A 22,259-nucleotide genomic window follows, 5' to 3' on the forward strand; every position below is an offset into this window, starting at 1 on the left:
CCCTTCCTCACGCGTCGACCTGGCCGCGCGCGTACCTCCGGACCTGCTCGTAGCCGAGGAAGCCGCCCTGTGCGTCGACCCGCACGCAGTACGTGGCCATCAGGCTGGTGGTGTCCGGAACCCGTTCCAGCTCAAGCACTTCGACCAGCAGCTTCCATCCGTCGCCGTCCTTGGCGAACGCCGACACGGACTCGATGTCCTTTTCGGTCAGCTCCTCGAACACCGCACGCGCGTCGCGCATGAGCCCGGCAGGCGACCGGCCGTCGTCGCGTCCACTTTCGTCAGGCCGATGAACCATGTGGTGTCGGCTACCCCGGGCGCTCCGGCCAAAACTGGCTACTCGCGAGGAAAATCGAAATTGGGCCGAACAGCGCAGCACCGCCCCGCCAGTCAGCGCAGAATCGGACGCTCAGTAGCCGCCCGCGTGCGAAGCGCGCTTCCCGCAACGGAAATCGCTGACTGTCCACAACGGACACATCGTTGGTGTCCTCAGTGGATCGCGGAGCGTCACCACCGCCACCGCACTCCGTGGATCCCGGCCCCCTGCCCGGTCCGGATCACGTGCGCGGGCACGCCGGGCCGCACGCGGACCTCGGCGGTCTCCAGTTCCGGCCCGGCCGGCGAATCCTGCCGGTACGACACGCATTCCGCGGGCAGCGCCGACGGATCGAAATGCACTTCCAGCAGGTGTTCCGCGATCGGCAGCCGGAACCGCCGGTCGTAGCGCGCATCCGGCTCCTCGTCCCGGAACGCGAACCGGTACTCGACGATCCCCGTCTCGCCCGGGGCCAGCGGATGGTCGAGGACCAGTTCCGTCACCGAGAACGCCTGCTCCGGCGTCGCCCGCACGCAGCCGGGGCGGCAGTACCGCGCCGACACCAGTTCCGGCGACTGACCGGGCGTGAATCCCCGCAGCGCCACGATGCGCACGAACGCCGGTTCGTCCAGCGCCCGCAGCACTTCCCGCACGTGCAGGCCGCGCATCCGCCCCGCGGCGTCGACGTGCAGGGTCTCGTGCACGCTGACCGATTCCGGCGAGGAGTCCTCGAACGAGTTCAGCACCATCGGAAGCAGGCTGCGGTTCTCCCACAACCGGTCCCACCGCGCCGCACGCGGGGCCGGGCCGCCGGTGCGCGGCCGGTCCAGCAGCGCGCGCAGCGTCCCCGGCGGGACGTCCAGGACCGGCTCCAGCAAAGCCAGCGCCCGCAACGATTCCGGCCGTTCCGGACGGCTGCGCCCGGTGCGCCACGAGCTGAGCGTGGTCGTGCTGACCGGCACGCCCGAGGCCGCGAGCCGTTCGCGCAGCCGCGCCAGGCCGAGGCCGCTGCGTTCGATCGCCAGCGTCAGGGCGCGCTCGAAGGGTCCCTCGGCCAGCGCCCTGGCCAGCCGCTCCCCGCCCGGAGCCGGGGCGAACAACCGCATTTCGCCTCTCCTGGAAAAAACGGACCGGTCGAAACGGATTCTCGGCATCCGTTCACCGGTTGGCAACCCGCCGAAAGTCGCGTCGCCGCCGCTTGCCCGCCACCGGCGGTTCGGCGGATTCCGCGGCGCGGCCGCGCTGCTTACGTTCGAAAGCGTCCCCATCGGAAACCTGTCCCCAAGGAGCGACATGCGCGCACTCACCCGAGCCCTCGCCGTGCTGACCGGTTCCTGCGCGGTGCTCGGCGCGTTCGCCGTGACCCCCGCGTCCGCGAGCCCCGCCGCGCCCGACGCCCAGCCGTCGATCATCGGCGGCAGCACCGCGCAGAACCCCGGCTACATCACCCGGTTCAACGGCCACGCGAACGGCTACACCTTCTTCTGCACCAGCACCCTGATCGGCAGCCGCTGGGTCCTCACCGCGAAGCACTGCATGTACGACAACAACGGGCAGCGCCTCACCGACATCGACCTGTACATCGGGTCCAACAGCGCCAGCGGCGGCGTGCACGCCAAGGCCGCCTCCACCTACGTCTACTCCGGCGGCGACCTGGCGCTCATCAAGCTGAACACCGACGGCGGCAGCACGTACGCCCGCCTCGCCAGCAGCTCCGACGACGCGCAGGAAGGCGACAGCGCGACGGTGTACGGCTGGGGTGCGACGCAGAGCACCGACGAGGGGCACCACCAGTCGAGCGTGCTGAAGCAGGCCGAGGTGACGATCTCGAACACCCAGGACAGCGACAACTCCGGCGGCCCCGCGATCACGGCGAGCACCCCGAACGGCGCAGTGGCGGGCGGCGACTCGGGCGGCCCGATGGTCGACGGCGGCGTCCAGGTCGGGGTGTGCTCGACGAGCGACCGGTCCAGCGTCACGACCTACGGCAGCGTGGCCGCGGGGCGGGACTGGATCCAGCAGGTCTCCGGGATCTGATCGCCGCGGCGAGAAGTCAAGTGCGCGCGGGGAACCCTCGGGGAATCGGATTCCCCGAGGGTTTCCCGCACGCACCGCAAAGCCCGCGTGACGTCAGCCGAGCTTCTCCAGCGCCTTCTCCGCCGACCCGGCGTCCTTCCCCATCCCCCGCCACGGATCCTCCTTGCGCGCCAGCCGACGGCGCAGCTTGTCCGGACCCCACCCGTTCGGTTCGGCCTTGCCGAGTTCCGCCCAGTCCAGCGGGGTCGCCGAGGCCGCGCCGGGGCGGGCGCGCAGGGAGTACGGGGCCACGAACGTCTGGGCGTAGCCGTTGCGGTTCGCGTCGACGAAGACGCGGTCGCCGCGCTGGTCCTTGCGCTGCGCGGTGGTCAAGCGGTCCGGATCCGCCGCCGCGACGCGGTCCGCCAGGGCTCGCGAGAGTTCCAGGACCACGTCCGTGGTCGCCGTGGCGTCGAGGGGCGCCACGACGTGGAAGCCGCGGCCGCCGGTGGCCTGGAGGCAAGCGGTGAGGCCTGCCTCGGCGTAGTGGTCGCGGATGCGGCGGGCCGCGGTGCGCAGGTCGGCGACGTCGGTGCCGTCCGGCGGGTCCAAATCGAGCACCAGCAGGTCCGGTTTGCCCGGTGCGTCCACAGTGGACAGCCAGACGTGGAACTCCACCGTGCCCTGGTCGGCCAGGTACAGCAGGGACTCCTCGTCGTCGCACACGACGTACTCGTCCGTGCCCCCGCCCCGGCGCGGGACTCGTTCGGTGTGCAGCCACGACGGGAAGTGCTCGCCCGGGTGCTTCTGGAACCACCCCTCGGCCTCGATGCCGTCCGGATACCGCCGCAGCGTGAGCGGGCGGCCGCGCAGGTGCGGCAGCATCGCGGGCGCGACGGTGCGGTAATGCTCGGCGACGTCGCCTTTGCTGAGGCCGTCGGCGGGGTAGAAAATCTTGTCGGGATGGGAAATCTTCACGGGCGCTCCCGGATCACGTCGGACGGCTTCTTGTCCTCGCGCAGACCGGTGAACCTCGGATGGCGCAACCGGCCGTCGCGGGTCCACTCGGAGAAGCCGATCTGGGCGACCAGCTCGGGCCGCACCCAGCGCGCACCCGGCTCGCGCACCGGATCGGCGAACGGCGAGCTGTTCGTTTCGCGCCGGGTCAGCTCGGCGTGCAGCGAGGTCAGCAGCCGGTGGTCGAAACCGGTGCCGACCTTGCCCGCGTACCGCAGCCGCCCCTTCTCGTGGTAGCCCAGCAGCAGCGCGCCGAAGCCGATGCGGCTGCCCCGCGGGGCAGTGAACCCGCCGATCACCATCTCCTGCCCTTGCTGGCATTTGAACTTCAGCCAGTCCGGCGAGCGGCCGTGACGGTACGGCGCGTCGGCGCGTTTCGCGATCACGCCCTCCCAGCCGCGCCGGCACGCCTCCTCGAAGTACTTCTCGCCCTCGGTATTGCGGTGTGCGGACAGGCGGAGCGGGTCTTCGAAGGAGAAGGCGTCGCGCAGGATCGACTTGCGCTCGCGCAGCGGAAGCGGCGTGATGTCCTGCTCGTCGCAGTACAGGAGGTCGAAGAGGTAGTAGTACACGCGGACGCCGGTCGCCCGGGCGCGCGCCGGATCGGTGAGGTGGATGCGCGGCTGGAGCGCGGCGAAACTGGTCTGGTCGCCGTCGAACGCGACGATCTCCCCGTCCGCGACGAACCGCGGTCCGCCTTGCCCGGCAAGGGCTTCCACGATCTCGGGGTACGCGGTGTCCATCACCTTGCGGTTGCGGGAGTACAGCGTGGGCGTGCCGCCGTCGCGCACGCAGATCGCGCGCACCCCGTCGAGCTTGCGCTCGTAAATCCAGTCCTCGTCGGAAAACCGCCGGTCGGTGAGGGTGGCGAGGGTCGGCTCGCGCCAGCCGGGACCGGTCATTCGAGATCCCGGTTGGTGCGTCCGGTGAGCACGGATTCGAGCTGCGTTTTCGCGGGCTTGCGGCGGCGGTCGGCGCCCTCGTCGTCCTTTTTGATCAGCAGCCACTGTTCCTGTCCGGACGAGTCGCGGCGGATCAGGGAGAAGGCGCCGCGCAGCTTCTCGCCGTGCAGCCAGACCTTGAGATGGCCGTCTTCGAGGGCTTGTCCGGCGGAGTCGGTGAGCGCGTCGAACGTCCCGGTGTCCCACACGATCACGGTGCCGCCGCCGTACTCCTCGGCAGGGATAGTGCCCTCGAACCGCGCGTAGTCCAGCGGGTGGTCCTCGGTGCGGACGGCGAGCCGCCGGTCCGAGGGGTTCAGCGACGGGCCTTTCGGCACCGACCACGAAACCAGGACGCCGCCGATCTCCAGGCGGAAGTCGAAGTGCAGACTGCTCGCGTCGTGCCGCTGGACGACGAACACCGGTTCGGCGTTCCCGCGGCCCCCGCCTGGTTCCGGGGTCCGCCGCGGGTCGCGTTTGGCCCGGTATTCGGCCAGCCGGTCCTTCGAGGACATCCCACCACCTCCGACCGCCCGGGTGCCCGCGCACCGGGAGCGCGAAACGTGGTTGACGGGCCGCCACCCGGGTAAGCGAACGGTTCCCGGCAGGCAGGAGCGGCCCATGGCGCCCGAACCCACGGCCCCCATCGCGGACGGCCTCGTGCTCGCGACCCGGACCGGCGACCTCGACGAGGTGGTCCGGCTGCTCGGCGAACTCGACGCCCTTCCCGTGCGGCAGCGAGTGCTGCGCGGCCTGGTGCACCGCTGCGCCGCGGCGGTCCGCGAGCGGTTCGGGCCGCAGCCCGAGGACGCGGTGTTCACCGCCGTCGCGGTCGGCGAGGACGCGGTGGCCGCCGACGTGGACGACCTCCGGCCGGGGGTACGAGCTGCGTTGCGCGCGGTGCTGGCGGAGCTGAACGGCGACCTCGAGGCCCTCGAAGTGCAGCTCGGCCTGGCCGCGCGGGAACCGCGGCTGACCGGGCTCGTGCACTGCCTGCTCTGGGCGGCCGGCCTCCCGTGAGCCGCCTCAGCGCACGGTGAAATCTCCCTGGTCGCCGACGACCAGGACCCGGCCGTCGAGTGCGTCGGAGCTGGCCTGGTCGAGGAATACGCGCGCGCCGGTCTCGTCGTCAGTCAGCACGGTGTCGGTTTCCGTGGCCAGCGCGGACACCGAGGTCGCCAGGTCCGCGGAGCCTTCGCGGGCGGTGATGCGCAGCCCGCCCTCTGGCGCGACGCCCTGTTCGGTCGCGAGGCGCTGGATGGTCCGGCCGGCGTCGGGATCGATCTTCAGCATGGCACCCGGGTACCCGCCGGAGCCGCGGCCAGACGCGCCGGGCGTCCGTTTTGCCGCGGCGGGCAGCGGGTAAGCGGATGCTCGACCCCGATTTCGAGCCGTCCTGAGATGTGAGCGCTCCGATGACCGGATTTTTCCCGCCCGGGCAGGGAAACAGCCCGTTCGACCAGTTCCTGTCGCAGTTCTTCGGCCAGGCCGCGCCCGGCCGCCGCGGCTATTCGGTCGACGTGTCGCGCCTGCTCAACGACCAGGCCCGCGGGCTCGTCGCGGAGGCGGCGGACCGCGCGGGCGCGTGGGGCGGGCGGCACGTGGACACCCAGCACCTGTTGTGGGCCGCGACCCAGCTGCCCGCCACCGCGCAGGCGCTGACCCGCGCCGGGGTCGACCCGGCCAAGGTCGCCGGGCGCATCGAACGCGACCACGCCGCCGGCGGCGAAACCACGGCGACCGCGCTGGCGCCGGGCGCGAAACGAACGCTGATCGACGCCCACCAGCTCGCCCGCGGCCTCGGCTCTCCGTTCATCGGCCCCGAGCACCTGCTCGCCGCGCTGGCCGCCAACGAGGAGTCCGAAGCTGGCCGCATCCTGCGGGAAGAGGGCGTGACCACCGACCGCCTGCGACAGGACTCCCCCGCGGAAAGCCCGACCCCCTTGCGGGACACCCCGACACTCGCCCAATACGGCGAAGACCTCACCGCCCGCGCCCGCGAGGGCCGGATCGACCCGGTGATCGGCCGCGACGACGAGATCGAGCAGACCGTCGAGGTGCTTTCCCGCCGCACCAAGAACAACCCCGTGCTGATCGGCGAGGCTGGCGTCGGCAAGACCGCGATCGTGGAGGGTCTCGCGCAACGCCTCGCCGACGACGACGTGCCCGACATCCTCAGCGGCCGCCATGTGGTGCAGCTCGACCTCACGGCGATGGTCGCCGGCACGCGGTACCGCGGCGACTTCGAGGAGCGGATGTCCGCGCTGCTCAAGGAGATCCGCGAGCACGGCGACCAGCTGATCGTGTTCGTCGACGAGTTGCACACGATCGCCGGCGCCGGCGCCGGCGAAGGCAGCGGCGGCCAGGGCGCCGGGAACATGCTGAAACCGGCGCTCGCGCGCGGTGAGCTGCACATCGTCGGAGCGACCACGCTCGACGAGTACCGCACCGGCATCGAACGCGACCCGGCGCTGGAACGCCGGTTCCAGCCGATCCTGGTGCCCGAGCCGACCGTCGAGGACGCCGTGTCGATCCTGCACGGCCTCCGCGACCGCTACGAGGCCCACCACCAGGTCCACTACACCGACGACGCGCTGCGGGCGGCCGTCGACCTGTCCGACCGTTACCTGACCGAGCGATTCCTGCCGGACAAGGCGATCGACCTGATCGACCAGGCCGGGGCCCGCGTCCGGCTGCGTGCGCGGACCAAACCCGACGGCCAGCGCGAGCTGCAGAGCCGGCTCGACCAGTTGCTGCTGGAGAAGGACCAGGCCGTCGCCGAAGAGAACTTCGAACGCGCGTCCTCGCTCCGCGACGAGATCGCCGACCTGCGGAAACGCCTCGAACAACCGGTTGAGCGCCCCGGCGGTCCGGTGGAGGTCACCGACGCGGACATCGCCGAGGTCGTCTCCCGGCTGACCGGCGTGCCCGCGGCACGGCTCACCGAGACCGAGCGGGAACGTCTGCTGGGCTTGGAGGAGCACCTGCACGACCGCGTGATCGGCCAGGACGACGCGGTGCGCGCGGTCGCCGAAGCGGTGCGGCGGTCCCGTGCCGGGCTCGCCGAGCCGGACCGGCCGTTCGGCAGCTTCCTGTTCCTCGGCCCCACCGGCGTCGGCAAAACGGAACTCGCGCGGGCGCTGGCCGAAGCCCTGTTCGGCGACCAGGACAGCATGGTGCGCATCGACATGAGCGAGTACTCCGAGCGCCACACGATCAGCAGGCTGATCGGTTCGCCGCCCGGATATGTCGGGTACGAGGACGCCGGCCAGCTCACCGAGGCCGTGCGCCGCCGCCCGTACTCCGTGGTGCTGCTCGACGAGGTCGAGAAGGCGCATCCGGACCTGTTCAACGTGCTGCTGCAGGTCCTCGACGACGGCCGCCTCACCGACGGCCGCGGCCGCACGGTCAACTTCGCCAACACCGTGCTCATCATGACCAGCAACCTGGGCTCCGACCTGGTCGGCAGCTCGACCCACGGCGCGCTCGGCTTCGTCCAGCCCGCCGACGGCGACGGCGACCAGCTGCGCGAACGCCTCATGCGGCGGCTGCGCGAATCGTTCCGCCCGGAGTTCCTGAACCGGATCGACGAGATCGTCGTCTTCCGCCGGCTGGAGCCCGAGCAGCTCGACCGGATCACGGAACTGCTGCTGGAGCGCACGAAACGGCGCGCGCACGCGCAGGGCCTCACTGCCGAGTTCACGCCGGAGGCGGTGCGGCGGATCAGCGAACTGGGCTACGAACCGCAGTTCGGCGCGCGGCCGCTGCGGCGGGCGATCCAGCGGTACGTGGACAACCCGCTGTCGAGCAGGCTGCTGTCCGGCGACGTCGCGCCCGGCACCGCGGTGCGCGTGGACGCGGGCGACGAGGGACTTCGCTTCGACACCTCAGTGACCGCCTGAGGTGCCCCCGCTCCCGGTCCTGTTCGGCGTCGCCGGACTGCTCGCGCTCGCCGCGGCCGTGCTGCCGAAACTGGTCGCCGACCGCCCGTTCTCCACCCCGCTGGTGATGCTGCTCGCCTGGCTGCTGCTCGGCCTGCTGCCGCTGCCCTACCTCGGCGATTGGGCCTCGCCCGCCCAGCACGCGGACGTGGTGGAATCGTTCACCCAGCTCGGCATCGTGCTCGCGCTGGCGGGTGCGGGCCTGTCCGTGGACCGGCCGTTCGGGCTGCGCACCTGGATGTCGCCGTGGCGGCTGCTGTTCGTCGCGATGCCGCTTTCGATCGCGGCGGTCGCGCTGCTCGGCTGGTGGTGGCTCGGGCTCGCGCCCGCCGCCGCGCTGCTGCTGGGTTCCGCGCTTTCGCCCACCGACCCGGTGCTGGCGGGCGACGTCGGGGTCCCCGACCCCGGCGTGGAGCCGGATCTGGCGCGGGACAACGAGATCCGCTTCACCCTCACCACCGAAGCGGGCCTCAACGACGGCCTCGCCATGCCGTTCGTCCTCGTCGCGCTGCTGCTGGCCGGCACGCACGTGTCGATCGGCGCCGACGTGCTGCTGCCGCTGCCGATCGGAGTGGTGGTCGGGCTCGCCGTCGGCAGGCTGCTGGCGTGGGCGTTCTTCCGCATCCCGTCGTCGCGCTTCCGGCTGGCCGAGTACTCCGACGGATTGGTCCTGCTGGCACTGGCCTTCCTGCCGTTCGCGGTGGCGGAACTGCTGCACGGCAACGGTTTCCTCGCCGTGTTCACCGCTGCGGTGTGCGTGCGGACCAGCGAGCGCTCGCACGGCTACCACGAGGTCCTGCACACTTTCGGCCGCCAGCTCGAACGGCTTTTCGTCGCCATCACGCTTCTGGGTCTGGGCTTCGCCCTCGGCGACGGCCTGTTGCGCGGCGTCACCCTGCTCGAAGTCCTCTTCGCGGCCGTCGCGGTGTTCGTCGTCCGGCCGCTCACCGGGATCGGTTCTCTCATCCGCTCCCCCGCCCGCGGACGCGCCGCGCTCGCGATCGCGTTCTTCGGCGTGCGCGGCATCGGAACGCTCTACTACCTCGCCTACGGACTCCACCAGACCGACCTGCCGGGCGCGGACCAGCTGTGGCGGGTGGGCGCGCTGGCGGTGGCGCTTTCCGTGCTGATACACGGGATTCTGGCCGCGCCGGTGATGCGCCGGGTCGAGGAGCAGGGCGCGCACGTGCCCCGGCGCCTTCCGGAGGAGACCGGATAGTCCGCTTTCCCGGCACGGAAAACCCGCTTCCCTCACCTGGCCACGAGGCATGGGTCGACGGGCAGAAAGAATTCACCGGGTGCCTGGACAGCGCGGAACCTGGGACATGCCCGAAGAACGCTGCCATCGCTGATCCTGCCCGCCCGTCCCGAAACCTACGCGGATTCGCCGGAAAGCTCGGCAAGCTTGCCCGCGATCCCGGCCCCGTCGCCCAGCTCTTCGCGATCCGCCGGAGAGATCCGCCACCACACGACCCCGGCGACGACCCGGCTCGGCGGGAGAACCACGAGGTCGCCCGGCGAAAGGGCCTCCACCCCGGCCGCCAGCTCACGGCCCCCGCAGGTCCCGGGCTCGACGAAGAAGAACGCCCCGTGCGGCGACAACGCCATCGGACCGAGCGGCCGCCCGCCGTCGAACGCGGCGAGTGCCCGCCAGCCAAGGTGCGTCGGCGCGCGCAGGACGTCGAAGTGCTCCCCCACCGGCGCGAGAATCGCCTGCCGATGCACAGACCACCATTCCGAAACAACCCGGCCATCGACCGTGGCCTCGGACCGGGACACCGTCGACTCCCGGCCGCCGAGCAGTTCGAAACCGACCGGATCCCAGGTCGTCAGCCCGTCGCACACCGGGCCCGGCAGCACCGGCCAGCCCCGGGCGGCGTAGTTCTCGGCCGCCGCGCGCAGCGCACGCAACGCGACCCCCTGGTCCCCAGCCAAACAGCGTGAACGGCTACCGCGTGCAACAGCGGTCATCGCAAGAGTCCCTTCCGAGTGGCGATCCCCGTCCGCGCAGGTCAAACCGCGACGGACGGTGCGGGAACCGGGGTACCGCCCGACCACCATGCGACCGCGGCGAGGCGCAGACCAGCCCGCGAACCGCCCGCCAACCGGGAGCAAACCGGCAGCGCGCCTCGCCGGTGCACCTGGTCGTCGAAGCAGTACGCACCGTTCCAGGGGACACCGTGCGCCTAAAGCGGACCGAGTTCCTCGTAGGGGGCGCCCATCTCAGATTCGCCTACCAGGTCCAGAAACAGCTGAAACTGGACGAAATTGTCCGGGCCGAAAGTTCCGCCTGGCGGCCATATCGCGTCGCATTCAGGGCATTTGGCAATGGTGATGCTCAGCCGAGTCGCCCTGATCTTCTCAAGGTTTGCCTGACGGCATCTCGGACACTCCATGCATCCTCACCGCTCCCGCCGCCCTGATCTGATTGCGACCGTTCCGCTTGGCCTGCAACAACGCGCCATCCGCAGCAGTGAGCAGCTGCTCGACCGACATCCCGTCGTCCGGATAAGACGCCACGCCCATCGAAGTGCTCACCCCGGACAACGTGCGCGGCTGCCCGTCCGTAGTAGCGGTGAGCACGACCGGAGTACGCGCCAGGCGGAAGCGGATCCGTTCAGCCACAGCCAGCAACTGCCCCGGTTCGAGACCCGGCAGGAGAATCGCCAGCTCGTCCCCGCCGTAACGAGCCACGAGGTCCTGAGACCGGACTTCGGCCCGCACAAGGTCGGCGACAGCGCGGATGGCCTGATCGCCCGCCGGGTGCCCGTAGGTGTCGTTGATGGCCTTGAACTTGTCGACGTCCAGGAAAAGCACGCCAAGCCCGGTCCGGCTGAGTTTCGCGCGGTCGAGGGCCGCGGTGACGACTTCGGCCCAGTACTCCGGCGTCGCCAGACCCGTTTTCTGATCGGTCCGGGAGGCCCGCAAGTACTGGGGCAGCAAGAGATCGCGGTGCACGCACAGCACGGCGATCATCGGAGCGGGCAGCGCCCACGGCTCGTGGACCAGCAGGACGGCCATGGTCGCGCCGAGCCCCAGCGCCGACGCGACGACCAACTGGTCGCCCGGATGCCCCAACGCCTGCCGGACCGGCACTTTCTCGTGCGACGACAACCCGATCGCGACGACGACCAGTGCGTAGTTGACCAGCCACCACACGCCGGCCGCGGCGGTCACGAGCAGCAGCGACCCCAGGTCGTGCGGCAGCAGGGGACCGTCCAGGACAGTGGAGGCGACGGCCGACGCGAGCACGAACGTGGCGGCCGAGTAGATCTTCCGGAACAGGATCGCCGGCCCGTAAACCCGGTACCAGCAATACCCGTACGACACCGCGGTCAAGCCGATGACCAGCGGCAGCGGCAGCACCAGCAGCGCGGCGAAAACCCACAGGCTCTTGAGATTCGTGTACGGCGCCTTCTTCGACGCCTGCTCGCGGCGCCGCTCGATCGTGCGGACCGCCTCGAGGTGCGCCACCGCGGCCGCGGCGAGGACGGCGAACCACAGCCACTGCGTCCGGGTGACCGCGGCCGACATCGACGAGAACACCGTGATCGCGACCGCGACCGCGTCGACCGCGAGCACCAAGCACAGCGCGGGACGCGGCAGGGACCGCAATCCCCCCGTCGCTATGCATCTGCCACTCTCACCAGTCACGCTGGTATCCGCCCCTGTCAACGAAGATTAATCACAGTAATCGCCATGTCACCGGCCGTCGATACGCCGGTCGGACCAACCACCCGCGAGAAAGGCGCCACTATGAGCAACGCACCCGGCAACGAATGGACCCGTTTCGCCCGCGGCAACGAGTGGACCCGCTGCCAGGGCAACGAATGGATCCGCCGAGGCAACGAATGGGACCGCCGCCGCGGAAACGAGTGGGCCCGCTGACCCGTTACTCCGGTCCGGCAGCGCGGCGGGCGCGGTTCCAAGCCGCTCCCGCCGCGAGTGCCGTCAGCACGCCGAGCACCCCCGCGACGGCGAGGACCGTGCTCGCGCCTGCCGCGGTCGCGGCCAGCCCGGCCAGCGCGATCCCGGCCCCTTGGCTGGTCGTCAACGCGGTCGCGGCGAGCCCGTAAGCCTGCGCCCGCCGCTGGTCGGGCACCGCCAGCGTGAACGCCGCCGACGCCGGCAGATGGTAGGCGCTGGCCATTCCCGACAGGCCCCACAAGAGCGCCGTCACGACCAGCCCCGGGTGAATCGCGCACACCACCAGCGGAACGCTGGCAGCCACCGCGAGCGGCCCGAGCAACCGCATCCGCACCGGCGACGGCAGCCGCGCCACGATCAGCATCCCGAGCACCGTCCCCGCCGGACTCGCCGCGAGCAGCACTCCCACCGCCTGCGCGGACCCGCCGATCGACTCCGCATACGGCGCCGCCAGCCCCTCGACCGTGACGTAAAACCCCGCCACACAAGCCAAACCCACCAGAGAACGCAACCGAGGCGTCCGCACGACGAGCACCGTCCCGGCCCGCAGATCAGCCCACCATCGCCCCAGCCGCGTCCCGGAATCCGCCACCGCCCCCGGCGCCGGCCGCGCCCGGATCCCGAACCGCACCACCACAGCCGACACCACGAACGTCACCCCGTCCGCGACCAGCGCCTGCCCCGGACCGAGGAACGCCACCAGCGTCCCGCCCGTCGCGAACCCCGCCACCTGCGCCAACTGGACCACCATGTCCAGCACGCCTTTGCCCAGCAAGAACTCCTCGCCCGGCAGAACCGTCGCGGCGGTCGCCGCCCGAGCGGCGTTGCCCGGCGCCCCGGCCGCCTGGACCACCACCAGCAGCGCCGCCACCGCGGGCAACGGCAGCGAGGGAATCGCCATCACCGTGACCAGCCCCGCGCGCAGCAGATCCGCCACCACCATGACCCGCCGCCGCGGCCACCGATCCGCCAGCCCCGACAGCAACGGACCGGCGAAAATCGACGGCACGTACGTCAGGGCATAGACGCCGGCGGTCCAGCCCGCCGACCGCGTCCGGTCGAAGACCAGCAACGACAACGCCACCCGGGCGAACTGATCGCCCGCGACCGAAACCACCATGCTCGCGAACAGCGCCCGGAACTCCGGTCTGCCGAACACCTGCCGATACGTAGCCACCAACCCAGCTTGGCCGATCATGGCCGGGCGAGCACACCCCCGCAGGTACGGGATGCGAACTCAGCGTCTTGGCCGTGGATTCCTTCGCTCATCCCGAAATTGACAGATGAGACCGCCGTAGGGACCCGGCACGAGTTGCTGGTTCCGCAGGCTCGAAGCGGGCAGCTTTACCCGGAGTCCGCTGCGGCTACCGCCAGGAAAATTCCCGGTGCCGCCAAGCAGTGCTTCGCCCGAGTCGAAGACGACGAAGGCGCCTGAATCCGGGCTACCCGTGCGTCGATGGCTGCCCGCGTTTCACCAGCCGGGCCAGCCGTTTCCGCGCAGGCGCGAGCTCTTCGATCCTCAACGCCGCGAGCACGCCGAACGACACGCCAAGTCCGACGAGACCCTGCAGAATCAGCCTGACCCACGCAGTCGCCCGGCCCCCGAGGTCCGGCACGATCCAGCCCGCGACAACAGCCGCAGCGACTCCGAGCGCGCTCGCGAAGAGCGTGAACAGAATGACCCCCAGCGCCCGCCTGCTGCGCAGATGGCCAAGACTCACCCACAACCAAACCTGCCCCAGGATCGCGCCGACAACGAACGTCAGGGAGTTCACCAGCATCGTGCCCAGCACGATGCTGCGCGCGTCCAGCAGCACCGGGCACAGATACAGCAGCGGCACCTTCACCACGGTCATCACAACCATGATCAGCGTCGGAGTGCGCGCGTCCTTCATCGCGTAGAACACCCGCAACTGCAACATGACCAGCGCGTAAGGCAGCAGCCCGAACGACGAGATCGCCAGCGCCTCGCCGAGCCGCCCCGCGTTGGTCACGGAGTTCGCGCCGCCGCTGAACAGGGCGATGCCGATCGACTCGCCCACCACCGTCATCACGGCGGCGATCGGCACCAGCATCACGGTGGAAATGCGCGACGCGTAGGAAAGGTCGGCCACCACCTTGCGTACATCGCCGTCCGCGGCGTTGCGGGACAGCCTCGGCATGATCGCGGTCAGCAGGGACACCCCGATCACGCCGTAAGGCAACTGGAACAGCAGCCAGGCGTTGGAGTAGATGGTCACCCCGCCCGGGTCGCCGCTGGTCAGCACCCGGGTGTTGACGGTGAGGCCGGCCAGGCTGATCGCGACGTAGCCGAGGATCCACAGCGCCAGGCCGCCGAATTCCTTCATGCGCTGGTCGATGCCCCAGCGCCACTTGAAGCGGAACCCGGTCCGCAGCAGCGGCGGCACCAGCAGCCCCGCCTGCACGGCGATGCCCAGCGTGACCCCGATGCCGAGCACGAGCAGCTTCGGGTCGCTCATGCGCACGGGGTCGGTCGAGATCTTGCCCGGCATGAGCATGAACAACGCCAGCGTCACGATGACGACGACGTTGTTCATCACCGGCGCCCACGCCGTCGGGCTGAAAATGTGCTTGGCGTTGAGGACCGCCGACAGCAGCGCGAACACGCCGTAGAAGAAGATCTCGGGCAGCAGCAGCCGGGCGAACGCGTTGGTCAGTCCGGAGTTGGCGTGTCCGCCCTGCTCCAGGTACAGCGAGGTCAGCGCAGGCGCCGCCGCCACGGCGAGGACGGTGCCCACGCCCAGGACCGTCAGGCCCATCGTGAGCATGCGCTGCGTATACGCCGAGCCGCCGTCGGGATCGTCCTGCGAGCGCACGATCAGCGGCATCACGACGCTGCTGAGCACGCCGCCGAGCAGCAGTTCGAAGACGCTGTTCGGCAGCGTGTTGGCGATGGTGAACGAGTCGTTTTCCACGCCGGTGCCGACCGCCCACACCAGCATGATCTTCCACAGGAACCCGGTGACCCGGCTGACCAGCGAGGCGATGGCCATCTGCCCGCTGGACTTGGCGATCGACGGCGCCTTCGGCTCGACGCGCGGCGGGGCGACAGCGCGCCCCGGCCCTTCGGCGGCCGGGAGCCGCGGCAGCATCTGGGTGGCGAGCGAGTCGTACGGACGCAACGCATCCGGATCGACGACCGGCCACTTCGAACTCGCCGGCACCCCGCCGACGCGCGGGATGAACACCGTCGCGTCGGGATCGTCCGGAGCCAGCGGCGGCGCGCCGAACGGCATGCTGTTCTGCCCGCGCTCCTGCCGCCACGACCGGACCGGCGGCCACCGCGGCGCGGGTTGCCGCGGCGTGGCACGTTCGGGACGCTCGGGCGGCCACCCCGGTTCTCTGTCCACCGTGCGCCCCATCTTCAAGAGTCGATTCGACCCCCAAGGGTAGCCACTTCGCGCACGGCGGCTATGGGGCAGGCTTGGTCGCGGCGGCCGCCCGGCACAGCGGGAACATGCCGCCGAGCAGACCGCTTCGACCGGCATCGGTCATCCCGGCCTCGGACAGCCAGCCGGGCGTACCGGGCGGTGCCGGAGAAGTCGACGAGCAACAACCTCCCGCCAGGACGCAGCACCCGAGAAGCCTCGGAAACGCACTCGGCGCGGCGGCTGTCGGGATGCAGGTTGTGAGCCGCGAGGCAACCGGTGACGAGATCGACGGAATCCGCGGGAAAGGGCAGCTCGGTCAGGTCGCCGTCGACCAGTCCGATCTTGGCCGCGACCCCGGCGAGCAGTTTCCCCCGCCGCGGCGGATCACCCGGGATCCTCCCGAACCTCCAGCGTTGCCGAGACAAGAATATTCGCACTCTCCTTCACCCGGATTCACCGAATGCCGACAAGCTCAATACCGAACAGAGCAGCCGGAACTCGCGATTACCGCAGACTCCGGGATCCGCCGGAATCCACACCAGCCTTGCCGAGATAAGCAACATAGACACAACGAAAACAACCAAAACTCGGCCGCCGGACGCACTCCGCACCCGACCGAAGCGAACTGGACCGCCCAGCGCTGACGGCGAATCGCTTGGCCCGAGACCGTTTCGCGGCCGTCCTGGACCGATCAGGTTGCCGCCGCAGAGCCATAACCAGGCAAAACAAGTCAGCTCCACCGCGATAAAACATAAGCCAAAGCGGCCTCGACCCCCATTAACCGCGTTGCGCCTTTTGTCATACACATTGCACATCGAACAGGTTTCGAAAGAGTCAAACTCCGCCGTCGCCCGGTTGCGCCGAAGCCGCGTCGTGCGATCGTGCCGGCATGGACATCACCGAATCCCCGGTCGTCCGTCCCTGCTCTCCGGACGAAACGGGACGGGCGTTCGCCGAAGTTATGGCAGAATTAACCGGACGGGATCAGGTTCCGGTCGGCAGCGACTTCTTCGCCGACCTCGGAGCCAATTCGCTCATGATGGCGCAGTTCTGCGCCCGGGTGCGCAAGCGGCCGGAGCTCCCGTCGGTGTCGATGAGAGACGTGTACCGCACCCCGACCCCCGCCGGGCTGGCCGCGGCGGTCGCCGAGCCCGCCGAGTCCCCGGCGCCTGCCGCACAGCAGCCCTCGCCGGGACCGGCCGGGCCGCCGCGAAGAGCGAGCCCGCTGGAATACCTCGGCTGCGGAGTGCTGCAAGCGCTGCTCTTCGCAGCCTATTCGTTGCTGGCCGCGGAAATCCTCGGCGTCGGCGCGGACTGGCTCATCGCCGGCTCCGGACTGGCGACCTGCTACCTGCGTTCGGTCGCGTTCGGAGCCGCGGTGCTGCTCGTCGGAGGCACCGTCCCGATCGCGCTCAAATGGATCCTCGTGGGCCGGTGGACGCCGAGGGAGATCCGCCTGTGGAGCCTGGGCTATGTTCGTTTCTGGCTGGTCAAGACCCTGGTCCAGCGGAACCCGCTGCTCCCGTTCTTCTCCGGCTCTCCGCTCTACTCGCTGTACCTGCGGGCGCTCGGGGCCAGGATCGGCCGCGGCGTGACCGCCTTGTCGGCTTTCGTGCCCGTGTGCACGGACCTGCTGACCATCGGCGAGGGCACGGTGATCTGCAAGGACACCTACTTCACCACCTACCGCGCCGAAGGCGGAGTGCTCCGGACCGGCCGGGTCGACATCGGCGCGCACGCTTACCTCGGCGAGATGTCCGTGCTCGACGTCGACACCCGGATCGGCGACGGCGCGGAACTCGGCCACGCCTCGGCACTGCACCCCGGCCAGACGGTCCCGGACGGGGAGACCTGGCACGGATCGCCCGCGGTCCCGGCGGACGTACGGTATCGGCGAGTCGAGCCGAGGTCGTGCGGCAGCGTCCGCCGGGCCTGGTTCGCCGTGCGCCAACTGCTGTTCGCGGTCCTCGTGGCGATCCCGCTGTCGCTCGGCGTGCTCTACCTGCTGCTGGTTGCCGCGCCGCAGCTCAGCCCCGGCCTGGGACTGGGCTCGGCCGAGCTGGACTTCACCGCCGCGGGGTTCTACGGCAAGGCCCTCGTCGTCTCCGCGATCCTGTTCGCCGGCGTGCGACTGCTCAGCTTCGCAGTCAGCGTCGCCGTGCCCCGGCTGCTCAACCCGCTCCTCAAACCAGGCGAGACCTACCGGTTCTACGGCCCGCGCCACGCGGCGCACCGGGTGATCCGGCGGCTCTCCAACGCACGGTTCTTCAAGGACGTCTTCGGCGACAGCGCCGCGATCGTGCACTACCTCCGCAGCGTCGGCTGCAAGGTCTCCAAGGCCGAGCAGACCGGTTCGAATTTCGGGCAGCAGGAGAAGTTCGAAAACCCGTTCCTCTTCGCGACCGGGGCGGGCACGATGGTCGCCGACGGGCTGTCGGTCCTCAACGCCGAATACACCAGCACTTCCTTCCGCCTGTCCCAGGTGCGCGTCGGGGCGAAGAACTTCCTCGGCAACCACATCGCCTACCCCGCCGGGGCCAAGACCGGGGACAACTGCCTGCTGGCCACCAAAGTCCTGGTCCCCCTCGACGGCCCTCTCCGCTCGAACGTCGGGCTGCTCGGCTCCCCGAGCTTCGAAATCCCGCGCTCGGTCGACCGCGACAGCCAGCTCGGCCATCCGGAAACCCCGGCCGAATTCCGCCGCGCGCTGGCTGCCAAGACCCGGCACAACACGGTGTCCATGCTGATGTTCGTCCTGTACCAGTGGCTGTTCTTCTTCGGGCTGATACTGCTGGCCTGGGCATCGAAGATCTACTACGCCCAGCTCGGCGCGTGGTTGCTCGCACTCGACGTGGCGGGCATGACCATCTACAGCGTCGCGTACTTCGTCGCCGTCGAGCGGATCGCCGTCCTCGTCCGGCCGCAGCGCCCGATTTCGTGCTCGATCTACGACCGGCGGTTCTGGCGGCACGAACGGTTTTGGAAGGCAGCGTCCGCGACCGAGCACATCCAGCTGCTCAACGGCACCCCGTTCAAGGCGCTGGCGTGGCGGCTGCTGGGAGCCGAGGTCGGCCGCAGACTGTTCGACGACGGCTGTTTCATCGCGGAAAAAACACTGGTGCGGCTGGGAAACGACGTCACGCTCAACGCAGGCTCCGTCGTCCAGTGCCATTCGCAGGAGGACGGCGGTTTCAAGATGGACCGCATCGCCATCGGCAGCGACTGCACCGTCGGCGTCAACGCCTTGGTGCACTACGGCGTGAAAATGGGCCGCGGTTCGTCGCTCGCCGCGAATTCCTTCCTGATGAAGGGCGAAGAGGTCCCGGAAAACGCCTGCTGGGGCGGAAACCCGGCACACGAGGTCCGAGCCGGGATTCCCGGGCAGCGTTCGTTCGCAAGACGTCAGGACGCGGGCGAGGCTGATCCGCCCTCAATGCCGGATGAGTCCGCCGACCGCGACGGGCCCGACGTGGCCCGTCCGCGGCCGGCTGCGAGCCAGGGAAAGACCCACGTCGACCAGACCTGACCGGCGAAGCGAGACAACGGCGGGCAGCGGAGTCCACACCGATTCGGCCGTCTCGCCGTTGGGCTCCGGCCGCAGCCGGCCGCCGACGATCCGGGCCTGGTAGAAAATACCGACGTTATGGTGCGGAATCGGCCCCGGCCTGAGGCGCTCCGCCGTCGGGATGACTCGGGAATCCACTCCCAGCAGGCGTTCGACGACCGCCTCGCACCCGGTTTCCTCGAAAACCTCGCGGATCACCGCGTCGAACGGATCCTCCGCATGCTCGACGCCCCCGCCGGGAAGCGTCCAATTGCTTCCGCCCTTCGGCGAGACGTAACGCGCGAGCAGAACCGACTCGTTTTCGATGCACACGGCATACGCTGCCAACCGGAAACTCATTTCTGCCAGCTTACCCAGGTTCAGCGTCCGCGGCCGGGACCAGACGGGACTGCGGGGTAAGGATTCCCCGCTCCGCCGCTGCCGGGCGGCGGGCTGCGCCGACTGGCGCGAGAACAACGCAGCGCCATCCAACTGTCGGCCGGGCCGGCACCACGGTCGTCGCGGCCCGGCCGAGGGCCGAATGGCATTCGGCCGGTCAGGAAAGGTTGACGATGTACCACCCTTGGTAGGGGTTGGCGGGATTGCATCCGTTGCTGTCGTGGAAAAGCAGCGTGGCCTGCCCGGAGTCGAGGCAACTGTGCACGCCGAAGTTGTAGAACTGCTCGGTCCCGCCGGGGTAGCCGGTCAGCGCCCACACCTGCCTGCTGTTCCTGGACGGGTCGCAGCCCAGCATGTGCGCGGTAGTAGCGCTCACAGCGGTCAGGCAGTCACCCGAGTAGAGGCTCTTGATTTTCACGTTCGGATAGCCGGTGTCGGGCAACGCCGACTCGACGGCCCACTGCATCGGCAACGGCGGGTTGCCGGGGTCACAGGTCTCGACGTGCGGCAGGCTCGCCTTCCAGTCGAGTCTCAGGCAGCGGTTTGTCGGCGCTTTCTCGACCCTGATGGACGCCTTGGTCACCACCACCCATGCGTAGGCGGGGGCGGCCATGGTGACGCTTGCCATGACCGCGACTGCGGCGGTGAGTGCCAGGCGGGTTTTCCGGCCGATGCTTATCCTCAATTCAGAATCCTTCCGTAACGCTCAGCACGTGGACTGCGGCGTCGTTGCGGCCCGTTGCGGGCAGACGCGCCTTTCCGGATGCGGATTGCGCGCCACGACAGCCTGACCGGCCCCGGTACCCGGCTGGTACCCGCCCGGTACCCTCCGGCGACCAGCGCCGATGAGCGGTCGGTGGCGAAATCCCCGCGCCCGCCTCGGTGAACGCGTGACCGCCGCACCCCAGCCACCTCGACCAGTTCGGCTACCGCGAAGCGAATACCCAGTCGCGCGGCCCTGCACCGAGGCGCACCGCGGGCCTGCCGCCCGCGGTGCGCCGCCGGAGTTCAGGCACGGACCGTCCGCGTGCCTCGGCGCACCCGGTAAAGCGTGACCGCGACCAGGACGAGCACCGCGGCTTCCGCCAGGACGCTCAGCAAAGCCTCCGGCGCGGGCTGGAAACCCTGTTCGGAAAAGCCGAACAACCCGGTCGTCCGCGAAAGCACGAAGCCCGCCAAGGCGCCCGCCGCCAGTGCGGCCGCTGCCAGCCGCAGCAGGAAGGGGCCGCCCAGAGCCACCAGTACGGCCACCGCGAACGCCGCGGAAGCCTGAACGAGGAACGACGGCCCGATCACCGGGATCACGCGATAGCCGCCGACGTACAGCTGCGCGTGGAGATAGCCGCTCACCGCGAGGCACGCCGCCGTCGCGAGGCGAAGGACGGTGTTCATGCCAGCTTCACGTCCTTCACCGCCAGGCCCGGCCCGCCCGGGCGGTAGGACACCTCGCGGATGCCGAGCGCGTCCTTGAGCTTGCCCGCGGGCAGCGTCACCGGAATCGGAGCCGGCCGTGTTCCCGGCTGGGGCAACGGATACGCGGTCGTCGTCGCGCTGTGGAAGGTGATGTTGCCTTCGGTCTTCGTGAACAGCTGGTGCACGTGCCCGTTGAGACACGTCACCGACGAGAACCGCCGCAGGTACGAGAGCGCCTGGGTCGCGTCGTCGGTCCCCCAGCCCCACGTCGGGTACATCGCGAACAGCGGGATGTGGCTGAACACCACGATCGGCGTGTCCGAACCGAGCTTCGCGACGTCCTTGCGCACGAACTCCAGCTGATCCGGCCCCAGATGGCCGAGCTTTTCCAGGCTCAGCGTGTTCACCAGCGCGATGAAGTGGACGCCCTTGACGTCGAAGCTGTACCAGCCGTCGCCCGCCGTGCCCGCGCCGAACGCCTTGCGGTATTTCTGGCCGCTGTCGTCGATCGAATCGTGCTCGCCGGGCACCGTGGACACGTGCCCGGTGTCGAGGGCGCTCATCATCTGCTTGACCTGGTCGAACTGGGCGGCTGTCGAAAGGTGCGTCAGGTCGCCGGTGTGCATGACGAAGTCCGGGCGGTACCCGAGCGCGTTGATCTGCGTGATGGCCTCGGAAAACGACGTCTCGACAGCGGTGTTCGCGGACCCGGTGAAGCCGAGATGGCTGTCGCTGATCTGGACGAACCGCAGCGCGTTCGGGTCGCCGTCGGCGGCCGCGTCGCCTGGCGCGGCGATCCGGCTGACGACTTCGCCGCCGGTGACGGTCAGAACCACCGCGGCGCCGAACCACGCCGTGTGGCGCAGAAGCTGACGCCGGGTCATCCCGTCGGAGCTGTGGTCGTCTTCGGTCACGGGGTCACCGTCACGGTCGCCGTCATGAACGGATGGATGGTGCACAGGTACTCGAAGGTGCCCGGCGCACCGAAGGTGTACTGATAGGACTGTCCTGTTTGGAGAGTCGGTGACCGCAGCGGGCCACCGGATCCCGTGCTGGTGACCGTGTGCGCGTCCTGATCCTGGTTGGTCCACGTGACGGTGGTGCCCTTCTTCACCGTCGTCGCAGCGGGCGCGAACGCGAAGTCCTTGATAGCCACGGCATTCGCCGTCGAACTGGCGGCCGCGGTCGTCGACGGCGGCGGCGTCATCCCGGGCATCGACGCCATGGGCGTGGCGGCTGGCGGCGGCGCTGCGGGCGGCGACGCGGCGCAGGCCGGCAACGCCAGCGCGGCGGCGATGATGAGCAGAAAGTGTTTCACCCCAACGGATTTCCTCATACCAGGAATACGCGCGG

At 69.9% G+C, this 22,259-nt stretch carries 22 protein-coding genes; 6 read left to right on the top strand and 16 right to left on the bottom strand.

Annotation, left to right across the window (positions count from 1 at the left end; genetic code table 11):
• Positions 1-7: 7 nt before the first annotated feature.
• Both L3Q65_RS21295 and L3Q65_RS21300 read right to left on the bottom strand, forming a co-directional pair.
• Entirely contained in the window at positions 8-298 is a 291-nt protein-coding gene (locus tag L3Q65_RS21295; RefSeq protein ID WP_182894301.1) for a gas vesicle protein, read from the bottom strand.
• Positions 299-507: 209 nt separating this feature from the next.
• On the bottom strand, positions 508-1,422 hold the full coding sequence (locus L3Q65_RS21300; RefSeq protein ID WP_237600625.1) for a hypothetical protein: 915 nt from the start codon (positions 1,420-1,422) through the stop codon (positions 508-510).
• A 187-nt stretch (positions 1,423-1,609) separates the two neighbouring features.
• Between L3Q65_RS21300 and L3Q65_RS21305 the strand changes: the two genes are divergently transcribed.
• Positions 1,610-2,353, top strand: a complete 744-nt coding sequence (locus L3Q65_RS21305) for a trypsin-like serine protease (RefSeq protein ID WP_237600626.1) — start codon at positions 1,610-1,612, stop codon at positions 2,351-2,353.
• Positions 2,354-2,446: 93 nt separating this feature from the next.
• Here L3Q65_RS21305 and ligD (L3Q65_RS21310) read toward each other — a convergent pair whose 3' ends face one another.
• The 3 genes from ligD (L3Q65_RS21310) to L3Q65_RS21320 are packed head-to-tail and all read right to left on the bottom strand — an operon-like array spanning position 2,447 to position 4,805.
• A complete protein-coding gene (ligD, locus tag L3Q65_RS21310; RefSeq protein WP_237600627.1) occupies positions 2,447-3,310 on the bottom strand; it encodes a non-homologous end-joining DNA ligase in 864 nt (287 codons plus the stop codon).
• Positions 3,307-4,251 carry a non-homologous end-joining DNA ligase gene (ligD, locus tag L3Q65_RS21315; protein ID WP_237600628.1) on the bottom strand — a complete coding sequence of 315 codons (945 nt, stop codon included), beginning with the start codon at positions 4,249-4,251 and terminating at the stop codon, positions 3,307-3,309. Before ligD (L3Q65_RS21315) ends, ligD (L3Q65_RS21310) begins: the two co-directional genes overlap by 4 nt.
• Positions 4,248-4,805, bottom strand: coding sequence for a DNA polymerase ligase N-terminal domain-containing protein (locus tag L3Q65_RS21320; protein WP_182894296.1), 558 nt, complete (start codon positions 4,803-4,805; stop codon positions 4,248-4,250). The genes ligD (L3Q65_RS21315) and L3Q65_RS21320 overlap by 4 nt, the downstream gene beginning before the upstream one ends.
• Before the next feature lie 106 nt (positions 4,806-4,911).
• Between L3Q65_RS21320 and L3Q65_RS21325 the strand changes: the two genes are divergently transcribed.
• Complete coding sequence (locus L3Q65_RS21325) at positions 4,912-5,310, top strand: hypothetical protein (protein WP_237600629.1); 399 nt, start codon at positions 4,912-4,914, stop codon at positions 5,308-5,310.
• Positions 5,311-5,316: 6 nt separating this feature from the next.
• On the opposite strand, the gene L3Q65_RS21330 is transcribed toward L3Q65_RS21325, so the two are convergent.
• Positions 5,317-5,583, bottom strand: a complete 267-nt coding sequence (locus tag L3Q65_RS21330; protein ID WP_237600630.1) for an adhesin — start codon at positions 5,581-5,583, stop codon at positions 5,317-5,319.
• A gap of 122 nt (positions 5,584-5,705) precedes the next feature.
• On the opposite strand from L3Q65_RS21330, the gene L3Q65_RS21335 reads away from it, so the two are divergent.
• Both L3Q65_RS21335 and L3Q65_RS21340 read left to right on the top strand, forming a co-directional pair.
• Positions 5,706-8,192: an ATP-dependent Clp protease ATP-binding subunit gene (locus tag L3Q65_RS21335; protein ID WP_237600631.1), complete on the top strand. Its 2,487-nt coding sequence runs from the start codon at positions 5,706-5,708 to the stop codon at positions 8,190-8,192.
• Position 8,193: 1 nt separating this feature from the next.
• The gene (locus tag L3Q65_RS21340) at positions 8,194-9,450 is read left to right on the top strand and encodes a sodium:proton antiporter (protein ID WP_237600632.1); all 1,257 of its coding nucleotides are present in this window, start codon (positions 8,194-8,196) and stop codon (positions 9,448-9,450) included.
• Positions 9,451-9,605: 155 nt separating this feature from the next.
• On the opposite strand, the gene L3Q65_RS21345 is transcribed toward L3Q65_RS21340, so the two are convergent.
• Positions 9,606-10,202, bottom strand: coding sequence for a bifunctional DNA primase/polymerase (locus L3Q65_RS21345; protein ID WP_237600633.1), 597 nt, complete (start codon positions 10,200-10,202; stop codon positions 9,606-9,608).
• A 390-nt stretch (positions 10,203-10,592) separates the two neighbouring features.
• A complete protein-coding gene (locus L3Q65_RS21350; protein WP_237600634.1) occupies positions 10,593-11,846 on the bottom strand; it encodes a GGDEF domain-containing protein in 1,254 nt (417 codons plus the stop codon).
• A gap of 141 nt (positions 11,847-11,987) precedes the next feature.
• On the opposite strand from L3Q65_RS21350, the gene L3Q65_RS47355 reads away from it, so the two are divergent.
• The gene (locus L3Q65_RS47355; RefSeq protein ID WP_255751372.1) at positions 11,988-12,119 is read left to right on the top strand and encodes a hypothetical protein; all 132 of its coding nucleotides are present in this window, start codon (positions 11,988-11,990) and stop codon (positions 12,117-12,119) included.
• A 4-nt stretch (positions 12,120-12,123) separates the two neighbouring features.
• Here the strand turns inward: L3Q65_RS47355 and L3Q65_RS21355 are convergent, their stop codons facing one another.
• The 3 genes from L3Q65_RS21355 to L3Q65_RS47625 all read right to left on the bottom strand — a co-directional run bounded on the left by L3Q65_RS21355 (position 12,124) and on the right by L3Q65_RS47625 (position 15,987).
• Positions 12,124-13,335: an MFS transporter gene (locus tag L3Q65_RS21355; protein ID WP_312872208.1), complete on the bottom strand. Its 1,212-nt coding sequence runs from the start codon at positions 13,333-13,335 to the stop codon at positions 12,124-12,126.
• A gap of 265 nt (positions 13,336-13,600) precedes the next feature.
• Positions 13,601-15,415: a murein biosynthesis integral membrane protein MurJ gene (gene murJ, locus L3Q65_RS21360; protein WP_237600927.1), complete on the bottom strand. Its 1,815-nt coding sequence runs from the start codon at positions 15,413-15,415 to the stop codon at positions 13,601-13,603.
• 128 nt (positions 15,416-15,543) lie between these two features.
• Entirely contained in the window at positions 15,544-15,987 is a 444-nt protein-coding gene (locus tag L3Q65_RS47625; protein ID WP_370648198.1) for a class I SAM-dependent methyltransferase, read from the bottom strand.
• 452 nt (positions 15,988-16,439) lie between these two features.
• Here L3Q65_RS47625 and L3Q65_RS21365 point away from each other — a divergent pair, with 452 nt between their 5' ends.
• Complete coding sequence (locus tag L3Q65_RS21365; protein WP_237600635.1) at positions 16,440-19,076, top strand: Pls/PosA family non-ribosomal peptide synthetase; 2,637 nt, start codon at positions 16,440-16,442, stop codon at positions 19,074-19,076.
• Here the strand turns inward: L3Q65_RS21365 and L3Q65_RS21370 are convergent.
• The 5 genes from L3Q65_RS21370 to L3Q65_RS21390 all read right to left on the bottom strand — a co-directional run bounded on the left by L3Q65_RS21370 (position 18,981) and on the right by L3Q65_RS21390 (position 22,224).
• Positions 18,981-19,571: an NUDIX hydrolase gene (locus L3Q65_RS21370; RefSeq protein ID WP_237600636.1), complete on the bottom strand. Its 591-nt coding sequence runs from the start codon at positions 19,569-19,571 to the stop codon at positions 18,981-18,983. The two genes, L3Q65_RS21365 and L3Q65_RS21370, sit on opposite strands and share 96 nt — an antisense overlap.
• Before the next feature lie 79 nt (positions 19,572-19,650).
• Positions 19,651-20,121, bottom strand: a complete 471-nt coding sequence (locus L3Q65_RS21375) for a hypothetical protein (protein WP_182894284.1) — start codon at positions 20,119-20,121, stop codon at positions 19,651-19,653.
• Between the two features lie 380 nt (positions 20,122-20,501).
• A complete protein-coding gene (locus L3Q65_RS21380) occupies positions 20,502-20,885 on the bottom strand; it encodes a hypothetical protein (RefSeq protein ID WP_237600637.1) in 384 nt (127 codons plus the stop codon).
• Positions 20,882-21,820 carry a metallophosphoesterase gene (locus tag L3Q65_RS21385; RefSeq protein WP_237600638.1) on the bottom strand — a complete coding sequence of 313 codons (939 nt, stop codon included), beginning with the start codon at positions 21,818-21,820 and terminating at the stop codon, positions 20,882-20,884. Before L3Q65_RS21385 ends, L3Q65_RS21380 begins: the two co-directional genes overlap by 4 nt.
• On the bottom strand, positions 21,817-22,224 hold the full coding sequence (locus tag L3Q65_RS21390) for a cupredoxin domain-containing protein (RefSeq protein ID WP_237600639.1): 408 nt from the start codon (positions 22,222-22,224) through the stop codon (positions 21,817-21,819). Before L3Q65_RS21390 ends, L3Q65_RS21385 begins: the two co-directional genes overlap by 4 nt.
• Positions 22,225-22,259 lie beyond the last annotated feature (35 nt).

Source organism: Amycolatopsis sp. FU40, assembly GCF_021903635.1.
GTDB lineage: Bacteria > Actinomycetota > Actinomycetes > Mycobacteriales > Pseudonocardiaceae > Amycolatopsis > Amycolatopsis dendrobii.